The sequence below is a fragment of the Corynebacterium sp. HMSC067D03 genome, from assembly GCF_001811185.1.
GTDB classification, from domain to species: domain Bacteria; phylum Actinomycetota; class Actinomycetes; order Mycobacteriales; family Mycobacteriaceae; genus Corynebacterium; species Corynebacterium coyleae.
On the sequence record NZ_KV803804.1, the window covers coordinates 181,917 to 197,765 of the forward strand.

General features: G+C 65.1%; 9 protein-coding genes. 2 read left to right on the forward strand and 7 right to left on the reverse strand.

Annotated elements, in window-relative coordinates:
- Nucleotides 1-3: 3 nt before the first annotated feature.
- The 3 genes from HMPREF2785_RS04085 to HMPREF2785_RS04095 are packed head-to-tail and all read right to left on the reverse strand — an operon-like array spanning nucleotide 4 to nucleotide 10,979.
- Nucleotides 4-231: a hypothetical protein gene (locus tag HMPREF2785_RS04085; RefSeq protein WP_070614302.1), complete on the reverse strand. Its 228-nt coding sequence runs from the start codon at nucleotides 229-231 to the stop codon at nucleotides 4-6.
- An 11-nt stretch (nucleotides 232-242) separates the two neighbouring features.
- Nucleotides 243-9,281 (reverse strand): type I polyketide synthase, encoded by a 9,039-nt coding sequence (locus HMPREF2785_RS04090; protein ID WP_070614303.1) that lies wholly within the window; start codon nucleotides 9,279-9,281, stop codon nucleotides 243-245.
- A gap of 45 nt (nucleotides 9,282-9,326) precedes the next feature.
- Nucleotides 9,327-10,979: an acyl-CoA carboxylase subunit beta gene (locus HMPREF2785_RS04095; RefSeq protein WP_070614304.1), complete on the reverse strand. Its 1,653-nt coding sequence runs from the start codon at nucleotides 10,977-10,979 to the stop codon at nucleotides 9,327-9,329.
- A gap of 121 nt (nucleotides 10,980-11,100) precedes the next feature.
- Between HMPREF2785_RS04095 and HMPREF2785_RS04100 the strand changes: the two genes are divergently transcribed.
- Nucleotides 11,101-11,478, forward strand: a complete 378-nt coding sequence (locus HMPREF2785_RS04100; RefSeq protein WP_070422877.1) for a holo-ACP synthase AcpS — start codon at nucleotides 11,101-11,103, stop codon at nucleotides 11,476-11,478.
- A gap of 19 nt (nucleotides 11,479-11,497) precedes the next feature.
- Here HMPREF2785_RS04100 and HMPREF2785_RS04105 read toward each other — a convergent pair whose 3' ends face one another.
- Together HMPREF2785_RS04105 and HMPREF2785_RS11795 are read right to left on the reverse strand one after the other, a co-directional pair.
- On the reverse strand, nucleotides 11,498-12,184 hold the full coding sequence (locus HMPREF2785_RS04105) for a type 1 glutamine amidotransferase (protein WP_070422820.1): 687 nt from the start codon (nucleotides 12,182-12,184) through the stop codon (nucleotides 11,498-11,500).
- A 2-nt stretch (nucleotides 12,185-12,186) separates the two neighbouring features.
- Entirely contained in the window at nucleotides 12,187-12,351 is a 165-nt protein-coding gene (locus tag HMPREF2785_RS11795; RefSeq protein WP_141750636.1) for an RNA helicase, read from the reverse strand.
- Nucleotides 12,352-12,424: 73 nt separating this feature from the next.
- On the opposite strand from HMPREF2785_RS11795, the gene trpS reads away from it, so the two are divergent.
- Nucleotides 12,425-13,435, forward strand: coding sequence for a tryptophan--tRNA ligase (gene trpS / locus HMPREF2785_RS04110; protein ID WP_070422821.1), 1,011 nt, complete (start codon nucleotides 12,425-12,427; stop codon nucleotides 13,433-13,435).
- Between the two features lie 38 nt (nucleotides 13,436-13,473).
- On the opposite strand, the gene HMPREF2785_RS04115 is transcribed toward trpS, so the two are convergent.
- Both HMPREF2785_RS04115 and HMPREF2785_RS04120 read right to left on the reverse strand, forming a co-directional pair.
- Nucleotides 13,474-15,366 carry a heavy metal translocating P-type ATPase gene (locus tag HMPREF2785_RS04115; RefSeq protein WP_070614305.1) on the reverse strand — a complete coding sequence of 631 codons (1,893 nt, stop codon included), beginning with the start codon at nucleotides 15,364-15,366 and terminating at the stop codon, nucleotides 13,474-13,476.
- On the reverse strand, nucleotides 15,363-15,722 hold the full coding sequence (locus HMPREF2785_RS04120; RefSeq protein ID WP_070614306.1) for a Cd(II)/Pb(II)-sensing metalloregulatory transcriptional regulator CmtR: 360 nt from the start codon (nucleotides 15,720-15,722) through the stop codon (nucleotides 15,363-15,365). Before HMPREF2785_RS04120 ends, HMPREF2785_RS04115 begins: the two co-directional genes overlap by 4 nt.
- Nucleotides 15,723-15,849 lie beyond the last annotated feature (127 nt).

Genomic DNA, 15,849 nt, shown 5'->3' on the forward strand with positions numbered 1-15,849 from the left:
TTTCTAGAAGTAGGTGACGTTGCCGATGGTTTGCTGGGCGCCGAACGGCTGGCCGAACGCATCGCCGAACACGTTGTCTTCGTAGGCAGTGCCGGTGCCGCCTGCCGCGCCAGCAACGCCAGGTGTGCCGGCAACGGCCTGCCAGGAATGGGCCTCGGCGAGGACGGTGGTCAGTGCTGCCAGTTCGTCGTGGGACAGCGACGTGTCGTCGGTACGAAACAGTGGTGTCATGGTGTCTCTCCTTAAACGGTCGGGGTCGCGGTCGGGTACGTGCCGTCGGCGTTGAGACGGGCATCGGGGTTGAGCAGGAGTGCGATCTCGTCGGCGTGGTCGTCGATACCGGCGAAGCGGCGGTTCTCCACCTGGGTGAAGAGGTCGGCGCGGCCGATCATTCCGGCTTCGAGTCGGCTTGCGCCCTGGGCGAGGCGTTCGGTTGCGCGCTCACGCCAGGCGGCGGCGTCGCGGCCGTCGCGTGTCAGTGCGGCTTCGAACACACCCGGGTGGCCCAGCACGACGAGCGCGCCGACGTGGCCGAAACCGAGCGAGGTCAGCGCCGCGGCCTTCACGTTGCCGGCGCCGAGGGCGAGCGGGGAGCGCAGCCACACCAGGTTGGTTGCCTTCGGCTCGATGAGCGGGTCGACGCAGTCCAGGGAGGCGTTCGGCGGGAGGTCGCCGGTGGCCAGCACGTCGAGGAGTCCGCCGGTCTGCAGCAGTGCCGCACCTGCCTTGGAGTGGCCGGTGAGGGTCTTTTGCGAGATGACGTACATCGGCGCGTCCGGGTCGCGGCCAACGGCCGGCCACAGCACCGAGTGCAGTTCGGACTCGTTCGGGTCGTTGGCGTTGGTGGAGGTGTCGTGCTTGGACAGGACGGTGACGTCGTCAGGGGTCAGCCCCAGCGAGGACAGGGAGCGGGCCAGGCGCGAGTCGGTTCCGCCGCAGGCTGCAGCGAGCACGCCGAGGCCTGGTGCCGGGATGGAGGTGTGCACGCCGTCGCCGAAGCTGGAGGCGTACGCGACCACTGCCAGCACCGGCAGGCCGAGTTCGGCAGCGAGGGTGCCGCGGGCGAGCAGGACCGTGCCGCCGCCTTCGGCTTCGAGGAAGCCACCGCGTCGGCGGTCGTTGGCGCGCGAGATAAAGCGGCCGTCGATCCCTTGTGCCGTCATCTTGGCGGTTTCGGCGGTGGCGTTCATGTCGCCGAAGCCCTGGAGGGATTCGACCTGGACGTCGTCGATACCGCCGGCGACTACGAAGTCAGCCTTGCCCAGCGCGATCTTGTCCACCGCTTCTTCGATGCTGACGGCGGCGGTGGCGCAGGCGCCGACCGGGTGGATCATGGAGCCGTAGCCGCCGACAAGTGCCTGCATGGTGTGGGCAGCCACCACGTTGGGCAGTGCTTCCTGCAGGATGTCGGTCTGGCGTTCCTCGCCGATGAAGCGGGAGACGAACACCTTGTGCAGCGATTCCATGCCGCCAATACCGGTGCCTTGGGTGGTGGCGATGAAGGACGGGTGGACCTTCTGCATGAGCTCCGCCGGGGTGAAGCCGGCGTTGATGAACGCGTCGACGGCGGTGACCAGGTTCCAGGCGGCCATGCGGTCCATGCCGTCGGCCATCTGTGCGGGGATTCCCCACTTGGTCGGGTCGAAGCCGTCCGGCATCTGGCCAGCGACGGTGCGCGTCAGGGTGGCCTTCTTCGGCACGTGTGCCAGGGCACCGGCGTGGCGGGTCACGCTCCATTCGCCGTCGATCTGGCGGATGGTGGTCTTCTCACCGTCGGCCTCCACGTATGCGAGAGCTTCCTCTTCCGTGGCCACGGTGAACGTGATGTCGCGGTCGAGGTAGACCTGCTCTAAGTCGATGGAGCCTTGGTCGGTGAGGAAGTACTTGTCCGTCAGGGTGCGGATACCGCTGCGTGCGATGACATCGTCGCGGAAGCGCTCGTAGATGTCCTCCTCGGCGACCTCTGCGCCGTCTTCGTCGTACCAGGCCGGGTTCGGATCCTCGGACCAGGTGATCAGGCCCATCATCCACGCCAGTTCGAGGACACCGGCTGCGGTGAGGTCGACCTCGCCCGTGCGCGTGATGCCGTATTCGGCTTCGCGGCGGGTGCGGCCGGAGCCCCAGCTGGATACCTCGCCGATGCCGACGACAACCACCATGTCATCAAGTGCGCAGGTCACATCGCCCACAGCTGCAGGTGCAGGCTGGCGCGGGGTGGTGACGTTCGGCAGTGCGCGCACCGTGGCGCCATTGCTTGTCGACGACTCCGTGCCCGCCACATCAACACGTGCATTACGCGCCAGATCGGCGATGGACACGCCTGCGTCCTCGAGCCCACCTGTGAGGTCGAGATCCAGCGGGGACTGCTTCGCCTGCTCGCGGGATTCCTCGGTGACCAGGCCAAGTAGCTGCGTGGAGATCTCCTCCGGGCTCCACACGTGGATACCCGCAGCCTGTGCTGCCGGAACGAGCCCGTCGTTGCCGCCCATCAGGTGCGTGCCGGCAACCCAACCGATGCGGGCCTGCGCCAGGGTCACGCCTTCTGGCCAGCCGGTTTCCGCCGACCACTTGTTTACGATCGCGTCGAAGGCGGCCTTGACTTCGCCGTAGGCGCCGTCGCCACCGAAGGTGCCACGGTTCGGCGAGCCCGGAAGGACGATGTGCGCGCGCTCGGCAGGGAAGTGATCGCCGCGCTGCGCCAGGTCGGACAGGCCAGCGATGGTGCGCTCCACCGACCACAGCAGCAGGCGGGCCTGCGTTTCGGCGTTGCCGCCGACCTCTGCAAGCGAGCCGGACACCGGCGGTGCTGCGAACGGGAAAGCAAGCGTCGGCGTGAGTGCCGGTTTGATGATCTTGACGTCCTTGCCAACGGTTTCCTTCTGCTCGGAGCCGATCCACTCGATGAGCGCATCGATGTCGCGGTAGGACGACAGGTTCGTCGGCACCAGCCACAGGCGCGCACCCACGGAGGCGTGCTCAGCGAAAAGCGTGCGGGCGAATTCCTTGCGCGCCTGGCTGACGTTGGATGCGGTCATGATGACCGTCGCACCGCCTGCGAGCAGGCCCTCCACCACTGCGGTGGCAATGGAACCCGGCGCGGCACCGGTGACCAGGGCGACGTCGTTTGCGTACGGCTCGTTCGCTGCGGCGTTGGCGGCAGCGGCGATCTCGCCGAGTACGTTGCGACGATCACCCTCCACGCGCTTGGCGTACCACTCGGCCTGCTTGGCCACGGTGGAACCGGTGCCAGCGAAGCGCTGTGGTGCGAGGTCGAGCTCGCCGAGGGCGACGCGGGCGAGGTCTTCGCGGGCTTGGGCCCAGCGGTCGTCGAAAAGCACTGCCTTGCGCTCGTCGAAGACCGTGGTGACCTGCTTGACCCAGCCGGAGCCGAGTTCTGCCTCGATCGTTTCCACGATCGTGGTGTCCGGTGCGGGGATCTCGGCGACCTCGTTTTCGATGCCGAGCTTGTTCAGCAGCGTGCGGGCGGTAGCCACCAGGGTGTCGGTGACTTCGTCCTTGTAGGCGTCGAGCGCAGCCGAATCCACCACGCCGCCGCCGGATGCGCCGCCGCTGGTGGCCTGGGAGACTGCAACGCCGTAGCGTGCGGCGACGTTTTGTACCGCCTGGTCGATCAGTGCGGTGATCTCCGCCTTGGTTGTGGCAGACGGCAGGCTGTTCAGCGAGCCGCCGCGCACCGATTCCTCGGTGCGGCTGCCCAGCAGGATCTCGGCTTCGACGTGTGCGGTCCAGGATGCGGGCAGGCCCCACGCGGCTGCGAGGTGCTCGCCGACAAACGCCGGCTTCAGGCCTGCGCCACCGAAGAGTTGGCGCAGGCGGGTGCCCACGGCCTCGCTCAAGACAGCGCCGAACGGGGTGTAGCCAGGCGCGGCGGTGTTCACGCGGGTGTTTAGCGTGGCCACGTCGGCTTCAGCAGCGCCGTCGATGGCGGGCACGCCGAGTTCGGCGGACATGTCCATGAGCAGCTGGTTGCGTCGCGACGACACCCCACCGGTGAGCTCCTCAATAGTGTCCGAATCGTTGATCTGCTCGGGGCGGATCTTGTTCTGCAGCGCGAACAGGACGGTGATCGCATCGGCCGCGGTGAAGGGAAGGTCGGACGCGGGTGCGCCGGATGCAGCAGGTGCAGCCGGTGCAGCCGGTACTGGCTCTGCCGGTGCGACGGGGGCCGCGGGTGCAGCCTCGGCGGCCGGTTGCGGGGCGGATTCTGGGGCCGGTTCGGCGTCTGTTTCTGCCGGGGTGTCGTCGACAAGCACAGGCTCCGGCGCGGACACCACGTCGTTGAGCATGACAATGTCCTGGCTTGCCTCAACGTTGAAGACCGGCACGTGGATGCCAATGACATCCATCTCGCGCTTAGCCAGGTTGGTCAGCGTCGGCGAGGACGCAAGGCCGACCTCGATGACCTGGTCGACGCGACCAAGCAGGTAGTCCTGCGTTTCAATCCAGCGCACAGGCGAGGCGAACTGCCACGCCAGCAACTCGATAAGCAACGTGCGTGCGAGCGTGTTGCGTTCGGTGTTCTCCGGCGTCATGCCCTTGAGGCGCTCGGAGGGGACCTCGTCGGTGACGGCGTCGATGAACTGCTGCGTCAGCGCGAACGGCTTAGCCACCAGGTTCGGGATGTAGCGATCCACCAGCGTGTCCACGTCGATGATCGCCGGCATGTGCTCGTCGAGCTTCTCGGCGAAGTCCGCCACACCCTCGCGCAGCACGCGCGAGTGGAACGGAACGTCCACGCCCGGAACCGTGACGTAGGCGCGCGGCGTGACCGAGTTGGCCTTGCGCTCCAGAGCAGCAAGGCCGCGCTTCGTGCCCGCGACGGAGTACTGCTGGCCCTTGATGTTGTAGTTGACAATCTCCAAGAATTCGCCGGAATCCTGCGCAACACCAGCGACGTAGGCCTCGACCTCTTCCGGGCCGACACCGATCATGTTCGGGCGCAGCGCACCCATGCCGTAGTCGGAGTTACCCTCCGCATCGCGCGGCACCAGGGAGCCCATGGCGGAGCCGCGCGAGTACACGATGTCGATGACCGCTTCCAGATCAAAGATGTTGCCCAGCGCGGCAAGCGCGGTGTATTCACCAAGCGAGTGGCCCGCAAAGTACGCGCCGGAGGCCAACGCGTTGGCCTCGTTCAGGCGCTGGGTCTGGGCGTAGGCGACAACCGCCATGGCCACCTGGGTGAACTGGGTCAGGTGTAGCACGCCGTCCGGGTGCTTGAACTCCACACCGCGGATCACCAAGCGCGACGGGTTGTCTTCCACAATGCGCTGGATGGAGAACCCGTGGGTCTCGCGCGTGTGGCGGTCTGCGCGGCGCCACACCTCGCGCGCCGCAGCGGAAGCCGCACGGTCGCCGTTGCCCATGCCCTGGGTCTGAATGCCCTGGCCGGGGTAGACGTAGGCGGTGCGTGGCTGGGCCAGAAGCGCCTGACCACGGGAGACAACGTCACCCGCGATGCGGCAGGTCACCTCAAGGGCCTGCTGGATGCCGACGCGGCCGACACGCTCGACGGTGATCTCTACCTCGTCATCAAGCTGCACCATGCCGTACATGGAGTAGGTCCAGCCGATGACCTGGCCGTGGCCGGCAGCGAGGTGCTGCGCGGTGGCAGACAGCCACATGCCGTGCACCAGCGGTGCATCCAGGTTGACCAGGGCGGCAGCGTTGGCGGAGGTGTGGATCGGGTTGTAGTCGCCGGAGACCAGCGCGAACGGGGTCATGTCCGACGGTGCGCGAACCACGGTGCGGTCCACGAACGAACGTGGGGTCGGCTCCACCTGATCGCTTGCCGCGCCGCCGCCGTACGCCGGCGCCGGGACTGGCGTCGCGGTGCCGGTGGCGCGACCACGGATGGCAAAGCGCTGCATCTGGGTTGCCACAACCTCGTCGCCAGAGCGCAGCTCCAACTCGACGGTGACAATGCGGCCAGAGGTGGACTCGGCAATAGAAGTGCACTTGGAGGTCACGTCGATGCGCCTGCCATCGGCAAGCTCGGACAGCGGGACACGCAGGTCAATGACGTGATCCAGGTGGACCGCGTTGAGCAGACCCTCGATGACCGGCGTGCCATCAGCCAGCCTGCCGGAGCCCAGCGCGGCGTAGATCGCCGGCCAGCAGGGGCCAACCAGCACGTCCGGCGTACCAACCACAGCGTTGTCGGCCACAGCGCCACCCGTAACTGCGGAGTGCGACGCCAGCAGGGAAGTAGGCAGCGTAAACGACGAGCGCGCCACACCAAACGGTGCGTCCTCGGTCGGTTCCTCGATCTGCGGAATCTCCGTGATCGTGTCGCCGGCCTCGCTGACCGAACCGACACCCGCCAGGCCAGACAGCAGCTCGAAGACGCTGTCGGAAAGACGATCGCCGTCCACAACCGGGGAGGCACCCGTGCCTGCGCCGGCAGGGATCTCGACCGGGATGTTCACCTCACGCACGTAGAACGGGCGCTTATCTTCCGGCAGGTGATCCCATGCGGAATCAGCGTGGATCCGGATCGTCCACTCACACTCACCAGCCGCGTTGGTGGTTGCCTCCACGTCGAAGGCGTCCTCGTCCAGCGCGTATGCCGGGTTGGCCATCAGGTGGCCGTGCCACACCAAGGTTGGGCAGGAGCGCAGGTACGCGGCCTCGTCGGCGGCGTCGCTGCGTCGGGCGAAGCGGGATTCGGCGGTGACGCCGTCGTCGATAAGCATCTGCGTCGCGGCATCCTCGAAGCGTGCCAGCAACTGCGCAACCGGCTCGTTCTTGCGCGTAATGCCAGCAACCGCAACCGGGCCAGGGATGATGCGCACCTGGTCAGCGGTGTAGCGCTCATCCTGCGCCTGCCACAAGGTGTCCTTGCCAAACCAGGACTTCAGATCCGCATTCAGTGCCGGCACCCACGGCATCGGCTTCGGGTAGGCGTAGTGCAGGCCGATCCACCACGCCGCATCGCGCGGGGAAACCACAACCTTGCGTGCCTGCGGGTAGTGCTGCAGCAAGGTCTGAAGACCATCACGCGGGGAGATCTCGACATCGTCGGGGAAGAGGGTCGGGATCTCACCGTGGTCGGCTTCGTTCAGGCGTGCCTCGATGCGCTGCAGCAACGCGACAAAGCGCGCGTTCCAGGTCTGGTCGATGAACGGATCGGCGAGCTCGACGAAGCGCTCGACCCACTCGGCGTACGTCATCGTCTCCACGTCGCCGAAGTAGGGCTTCGCCGTCTTCGACAGTGCCTCGATGATCTCTTCGCGGTGCGCCGCGTACTCCTCAATATCCAACGAGGCGATAAACCGCGCCGCCTTGGCAAAGGAGTTGTCCAGGTCGTGCAAGTCTGCCAGCAGGTGCGATTGCGACGACGCCACACCGGCCACGCCGCGACCGCGGCCGACCCAACCGCCGTTGTTCTCCGGGGGCAGGCCCGGCGTATCCACGAGCAGCTGCTTGACCGAATCCGTGGCCTTCGCCTCCTTCGTGGCCATAGCCACGGTGCCGACGAACACACCATCCACCGGCATCGCAGGCAGCCCGAACTTCTCGGACCAACGGCCCGTGATCAGTTCCGCGGCACGCTCCGGCGAGTACACGCCACCGCCGACGGTGAGCACCGCGTTGTCGTGCGCACGAATCTCCGGGTAGGTCTCCAGCAGCATGTCTTCCAGGTCAACCCAGGAGTGGTGGCCGCCAGCGTGGCCGTCTTCCACCATCAAGATGACCTGGTCGTCCGGGTTCGCTGCCGCGATGGCAAGCGCGTTGCGGATCTGCTGCGTCGTACCAGGCTTGAGCGCAATGTAGGGGAAGCCATCCTGGTGCAGCTGCGCGAACAGTTCCGTAGCTTCTTCAACTTCCGGGATGCCTGCGGAGATGCACACGCCGTTAAACGGGGCACCGGCCGCGCGGGCCTTTGGCACCATGCGCGTTTGGCCGAACTGCAGGTTCCACAGGAAGCGGTCGAAGAACATGGTGTTGAACTGTGCGGTGCGACCGGGCTGCAAAAACGCCTTGAGGTTGGCGGTGTGCTTGCCAAACTCCTCCTCGGAGTACATGCCGCCACCGGCAAGTTCTGCCCAGTAGCCGGCGTTGGCAGCAGCGGCGACGATCTCGCCGTCTGCGGACGTCGGCGTCATGCCACCCAGGATGATTGGGGACAGGCCAGTCAGCGACGAGAACTTCGTCTGCGTGTACGTCTTGCCGTCCGGCAGCGCAATCACTCGCGGCGCGTAGTCCGAATAGTCCACGCCCTGCGGCAGCTCAGCACCCGGGCGTGCGAGGTCGTCGCGTTTCGCGGCAGTGGACGCATCGAGCACAGCGACGCCGGAACCGTTGGCCAGGTTGGTCACAATGGTTGCCGTCGCCGAATCAAACGTGAAAATGTGGCTCGCACCCTGGGCAATCAGGTCGCGCACGACTTCGGTGAAGTCGAATCGGTCCACCAAGATTGACTGCGCCAGTTCACGCGGGGTGGTGGTTTCAAACGTGATCCCGCACGCGTCCGCCCACTGCTGCGCCAGATCCACACCAGCGGCGTTGGTCTCCACATGGAAGGGGTACGCAACATCAAGCGAATCGAACACCGGCGTGATTTCGGAGCCGCCGTACTCCACTTCCAACTTGGCGTTGTATCTGCTCGCAGCCGCTTCGATGTCCTTGCGTGCCTGCGCGAGCGCCTCCGGGCTGCCGGACAGCACCACGTGGCGGTGCCCATTGATCACGCTGATCGGAGCAGCTTGCGTATCGACGACAAACTCACCGACCTGCTCAGGCGTTAAGCCCCGAACCGAAAGCATCCGGCTGCGCGAGTCGGCGGCACCGTACACGTTGGTCGCGGCGGCACCCATGATGAACGCGAACGCAAGCGCCTTCTCCGCAGCCTGCGGGCCGTTGGCGCGATCCAGTGCGGCAGCGCCCAGGATGCCCTGCGAGTGACCGGCGAACAGTGCGTCGGCGGTGTCCAGGCCGAGCTGCTCGAGGTCTTCAGCAGCAACAATCTGCGATAGCAAAATCGCCGGCGCGCTGACTGCGGGCAGGGCGTCGATTGCCTCGTGCGCAGCATCTGCATCCATCGCCTCGCGGATACGCTGCACAACCCCCGGCACCACAGAGGCCAACGGGCGGGCGACGGCGGCGGTGAGAGACTGGGCGTCGTTAAGCAATTGCTCCATGCGGCTGCGTGCCACAGGAGTCGAGGCAGCATCCGCAAGTGCCTGCTGCCAGGAAGACCCCTGCCCCGGGAACAGGATTGCGGGACGCTTCAGGGAAGAAAAAGAGGTGGAATTCATAACAGTGTCCTTATGGTCCTTTGTGGTCCTTGAATCGGAGCGGGATTAGAGCGGGATATTGCCGTGCTTGCGCATCGGACGCGCCACGGTCTTGTCACGGAAGAAACGCAGTTGCGCTGCGAGAACCGCAGGGGTTTCGCTTGGGAGGATGACCGAATCGATCAGACCGCGCTCAGCGGCCTTGTACGGGTTGAGCATCTCGTCTTCGTAGTCGCGCTCGTACTTCGCAATCAGTTCGCGGAGCTCCTCGTCGCTCACACCGGAGTCGCGGGCGTTGGCAATGTCTTTGCGGTTGATAAAGCCGACTGCGCCAGACGCACCCATCACCGCGATCTGCGCGGTCGGCCAGGCCAAGTTCACATCGGCGCCGAGGCCCTTCGAACCCATCACGCAATACGCGCCGCCGTACGCCTTGCGCATGGTCACGGTCACCTTCGGCACGGTTGCCTCGCCGTAGGCGTACAGCAGCTTCGCGCCGCGGCGCAGAATGCCGCTGTGTTCCTGGTTCGCGCCGGGCAAGAAGCCGGGAACGTCCACCAGCATGACAATTGGGATGTTGAAGCTGTCGCAGGTGCGGATGAAGCGCGCGGCCTTTTCCGCCGAGTCAATGTCCAAGCAACCTGCGAGCACCATGGGCTGATTAGCGACGAAGCCCACCGGCTGGTCCTCAATCCGACCAAACGCAGTGACGACGTTTTCAGCGCGCTGCTCCATGACCTCCAGGAACTCGCCGTCGTCCGCGATATGCGCAATCACGTCGCGGACCTCATAAGGGGTGTTCGGCGAGTCTGGGATCAGTGAATCCAGCGCGGCAGCATCGGTGGCGTCTGCCTCTGCATCGGTTGGGATTGCCGGGCGCGGCGCCGACTTCTGGCGGTTGTTCGACGGCAAGTACTCGAGCAAGTCAGCCACCCAGTCGAGCGCATCCTCGTCGGATTCCGCAACGTAGTGGCAGTTGCCGCCCTGCTGCATGTGGATCCAGGCGCCGCCGAGCTCCTCCTGCGAGATCTCCTCACCCGTGACCGTCTTGATCACATCCGGGCCGGTGACGAACATCTTCGAGGTCTCATCCACCATGACCACAAAGTCGGTCAGCGCGGGGGAGTAGGCGTTACCGCCGGCGCAAGCGCCCATGATCACGGAGATCTGCGGGACCACGCCGGAGGCTTCGATGTTGTGCAGGAAGGTCCGCGCGATCCAGTCCAGCGATACCGCACCGTCCTGGATGCGGGCGCCTGCACCTTCGTAGAGGCCGATCAGTGGACGACCGGTGGTGACGGCAAGGCGCTGAATCTTGGTCATCTTCTCGCCGTAGACCTCACCCAACGCGCCACCGAAGACGGTGCCGTCCTGGGAAAAGATGCAGACCTCGCGTCCGTCGATCGTGCCGAATCCGGTGACAATGCCATCCGTTGCCGGCCGCTTCGCCTGCATCCCGAAGTCATGGGTGCGGTGGCGGGCGTGCTGGTCGAACTCCACAAACGAGCCCTCGTCCAGGAGGTAGTCCAAGCGCTCACGTGCGGTCAGTCTGCCTGCTGCGCGGACCTTCTCCAGTGGTTTTGATCCCATCGGCTCGGCCGCTTCGGTGCGTCGTTGCACGAGGTCATCGTGTTTTTGGGCTGTGGTCGCCGGTGCCGGGGTTGTCGCCGGAACCGCTGCCTTTTCAGTCTGATGTACACCTGTAAACGTATTTGGCATGCTGGCATTCTAAACCTACGAATCCGTAAGTTACTAGTCGGTAGGTAAATTCCCAGCCACACAGCAGGTTCTATTACGAACGCCAACCCCCGATGGACATTCAAGAAACTAGGCTTTGACCATGCATATCGGCATCGACCTCGTGGACGTTTCCTCGTTCGCCCAACAAATGGAATTCCCAGGTTCTACCTTCGGTTCTGTGTTCACCGACCGCGAGATACGCACGTGCAACACGAAACCGAATCGTGCTGCATCGCTCGCCGGACGCTGGGCGGTAAAGGAGGCTTACATCAAAGCCTGGTCCCAAACGATCATCGGCCAGCCCCCGCTTATCACCCCGGACGAGCTCAACTTCGCCGAGATAGAAGTAGTCAACGACGCATTCGGGCGACCTGTGGTCCAGTTGCACGGTGAGGTCGCACGGTTAGGCCCCCACGTCCAAAGCGTCTCCCTGAGCCACGACGGCGACTATGCGATTGCCACTGTGATCGTGGACTAGGGGTGCTTGGCCGGAAGGCTTACCGCCACGCCTGGGCGGCACGGACGAAGCCGGCTGCAAGGGTGCGGCCGGTGTGGGTGAGGTGGTCGTCGTGAAGCGAAAGCTCCTGGGTGACGGCGGCAGCGTCATAACCGCTGCGCGCGGCCCACTGACCTGCAACATCGGGGGAGCATTCGGGGTGGAACTGCACCGAGACGATGGAACCGAGACGCATCGCCTGGATGGGGCAGCGGGCACTCGAGGCGAGCAGTTGCGCGCCGGGCGGGAGCGACACCACTGCATCGTGGTGGGATTCGACCACAACCAATTCGGGATCGAGGGCGCCGAAAAGAGGATCGGCAAGACCAGCTTCGGTCAGCGACACTCGTGCGGCGCCCTCTTCGTCCTGACTGGCTAAGCCGACGGAAACTTCGCCCCCGAAGCAGTCGGCGATGATCTGGTGGCCAAGGCAGATACCCAGAACCGGCATGCCTGACGAATGAGCTGCGCGAAGGAGGTCGTGGACGGCGGGCAGCCAAGGTGCGGCCTCGGTGTCCAGGGCGTTGGTGCGACCGCCGAGGAGGATGAGGGCGGAGGTGGTGTCGTCGATACGCGGTGGCGTTTGGTTGAGATCGACGACATCGAGCTCAGCGCCGGCGCGTTCGAGCCATGGACCGAGGCGCTGGAGCGGGCTGATCGGGTCGGGCTGGAGAACAGTGATGCGCATGGTCAGAGGTCAAAAGAAGCGACGCGACGCATTTCATCAGTGACACGGATCTTGCCTTTGCCCTCGCGCTCTCTCTTGAGGATCAGCTTTGCGAAAGCAATCTGGCCACGGGGCGGACGTTCTCCCTTAACATCCTGAGCTGTCTCAGGGCGGTTACTCATAGTCATCGCTGCTCCTTTCGTGGGCTTCATCGTAGCGAGTAAACAACCCCCGGTTCCCTCGAATGCGCATCGGGTTAATATGTGGTGCATGCAACGCGTGCTTTCCGGAATCCAGCCCACCGCCGACTCTTACCACCTGGGAAACTACCTGGGTGCCCTGAAACAGTGGATTGACCTGCAGGACGGCTACGAGGCGTTCTACTTCATCCCGGATCTGCACGCGATCACGGTGGACCAGGACCCGGAAGAGCTGCGTCACCGCACGCTTGCGGGCTGTGCGCAGTTGATTGCGCTGGGTATTGACCCGGAGCGTTCCACCCTGTTTGTGCAGTCCCACGTGCCGGAGCACGCCGAGCTGACTTGGGTACTGCAGTGCCTGACTGGTTTTGGTGAGGCCAGCCGCATGACGCAGTTCAAGGACAAGTCGGCCAAGCAGGGCCAGGACCGCACGTCGGTTGGTCTGTTTACCTACCCAGTGCTGATGGCTGCGGATATTTTGCTGTACTCGCCGCAGTTGGTGCCGGTGGGTGAGGATCAGCGTCAGCACTTGGAGCTCACGCGTACGCTGGCGGAGCGGTTTAACTCCCGCTACGGCAAGACGTTCACGGTGCCGGAGGGCATGATCGTGGAGGGTGCGGCGAAGATCTACGACCTGCAGGATCCGACGTCGAAGATGTCCAAGTCGGGTGCGAACCCGAAGGGCATTGTGAATCTTCTGGACGAGCCGAAGACCTCCGCCAAGCGCATCCGCTCCGCCGTGACTGACAACGATGGCGTGATTGCCTACGACAAGGAAAACAAGCCGGGCGTGTCCAATCTGCTGGTGATTCAGTCGGCGCTGACAGGCAAGCCTATCGACGACATCGTCGCCGGCTACGAAGGCCAAGGCTACGGCGCGCTGAAGGTGGATACGGCGGATGCGCTCGAGGCGTTCACCACGCCGCTGCGCGCGCGTTACGACGAACTCATGTCGGATCGTGCCGAACTCGAAGCCATCCTCGCCCGCGGTGCCGAGCGCGCCCGCGAGGTGGCATCGCCGCTGCTGAAGGACGTGTACGAGAAGGTTGGGTTCTTAGCGCCGAAGCGCTAAGGGCTAGCGGCGGAGCCAGGTCCGTTTCCGGCGTAGCCTCAGCGCTTCGCTCGTGCGGCCCGCAGGCCGTTCAAGATCACGATGACTTCGGCGACCTCGTGAACCAACACCACGGCGGCTAGGCCCAGCACGCCGGTGATCGCCAGCGGCATCAACACGATGATGATGGCCAGAGACAGCACGATGTTTTGGTTGATGATCCTGCTGCCTCGGCGGGCGTGCTGCAGAGCCTGCGGGATCAGCCGGAGGTCGTGGCCGGTGAAGGCGACGTCAGCGGACTCGATCGCGGCGTCAGAGCCGGTCGCTCCCATCGCAATGCCCACCGTCGCGCCTGCCAGTGCCGGCGCGTCGTTGATGCCGTCGCCGATCATCGCCGTCGGCGTCTTGGAGGAGAGTTCGGCGACGATGTTTGCCTTGTCCTCCGGTCGCAGCTCGGCGCGCACGTCGTCGATTCCGGCGATTTCAGCCAGCGCCCGGGCGGTGCGAGTGTTGTCGCCGGTGAGCATGCTCACTTCCACGTCGTTGGCGTGCAGGGTCTGCACGGCTTCGGGAACCTCGGGACGCAGCTCGTCGCGGACACCGATCGCCCCGGCGAGGGTGTCATCGACGGTGACCAGGACGCAGGTCTGGCCCTCGGACTCCATGCGCTCAACGTCTGCCTTCAATGGCCCGGCGTCGATCCACCGGGGGCTGCCCACCAGCACTCGTCGGCCTTCGACGGTGCCGCCGATGCCATGCCCGGCTTCCTCGCTGATGTCCGAGGCGGTGGGCGCTTCGGGCGCCGCTGCCGCGATCGCCGCGGCGAGGGGGTGCGTCGATTGCTGCTCAACTGCCGCCGCGAAAGCAAGCACCTGCGCCCGATCGAATCCGTCCGCCGGGACCACGCCGGTAACCTCGGGCTGGTTGCGGGTAAGGGTTCCGGTCTTGTCCACCGCCAGGTGACGGATGCCGCCGAGCCGCTCGAACGCCGCGCCGGACTTGATGACCACTCCGAACTGACTGGCCGCGCCGATCGCGGCCACGACCGTCAGCGGCACGGAGATTGCCAGCGCGCACGGCGAGGCTGCGACCAGAACCACCAACGCACGGGTGATCCACGTCTCGGGGTCGCCCAGCAGCGAGCCAATCACACCGACCAGCACCGCCAGGATCATCACCCCGGGCACTAGGGGTTGGGCGATCCGGTCGGCGATCCGGGCGCGGTCGCCCTTTTCCGCCTGTGCCTGCTCGACCAGGTCGACGAGGGTGGTCAGCGAGTTGTCCGTTCCAGCTGCGGTCGTCTCGATCTCCAGCACACCGGCGGAGTTGATTGCTCCCGCGGGTACCTCGTCGCCGGGTGCGACCTCCTCCGGAATGGATTCTCCGGTGATCGCTGAGGTGTCAAGGCTGGATCGTCCGGAACGAATGATGCCGTCCGTGGCGATTCGTTCCCCGGGGCGCACGAGCATTAGCTCGCCAACCACGAGGTCCTTCGCTGCGACCTCGACCGCCGTGCCGTCGCGCAGCACCGTCGCGGTCTGCGGTACCAACTTCAACAGTGCCCGCAGTCCGCTCTGGGCCCGGTCCATCGCCTTGTCTTCCAGTGCCTCGGCGATCGAGTACAGGAACGCTAGCGCCGCGGCCTCTCCGACGTAACCGAGGATCACCGCGCCGACCGCACTGATCGTCATCAGCAAGCCAATGCCGAGCTTGCGCTTCGTGACAAGGTTCCGGATCGCGCCGGGTGCGAACGTGTAAGCGCCCAACAGCAGGCCGACCCAGAACAGTACTGTCGCGGGTGTCTCCAAGTCGGACCAGTCCAGCGCCAGACCTATGAAGAGGGCTATGCCGGAGAAGATCGGTAGCAGCAACTCGGGATCCTTCCACCATGGCCGATCGAGCTCTTCGACCTCCGCGGCGGGTTTGTGTTCGCATCCACACGCTGAACTCATGCGTCCGCTCCCTTCTCGCCGCAGCCGGGGACCGAGCACTCAGAGTCGATGCATGGGGCGTTTTCGTCGACAGCCAGCGTCGCGTTGACCAGCGCGTTGAGCGCTGCTGCGAGATGCGGATCGGCGATTTCGTAGCGGGTCTTGCGGCCTTCCGGCTCGGCGACGACGATGCCGCAGTCACGCAAGCAGGTCAGATGGTTCGAGACGTTTGAGCGGGTCAGGTCTAAGTCGTGCGAAAGCACGGCCGGGTAGCTCGGGCCGTCGAGTAGTGTCATCAGGATTCTGGAACGCGTCGGATCCGCCATGGCCCGGCCGAGCCGGTTCATGACGTCGAGGCGTGAAGCAATGGTCAGCATGTGCTGAACTATACAGTATGTACTGAACTGACCTGAAATGAGAGGAGCCTGCCGCCACCCCGCACCGGGCAACGCCCCCGCTACGCCGTTTCGCAGGCTCCTCTACGATGTGTTCGGTAAAGCACAT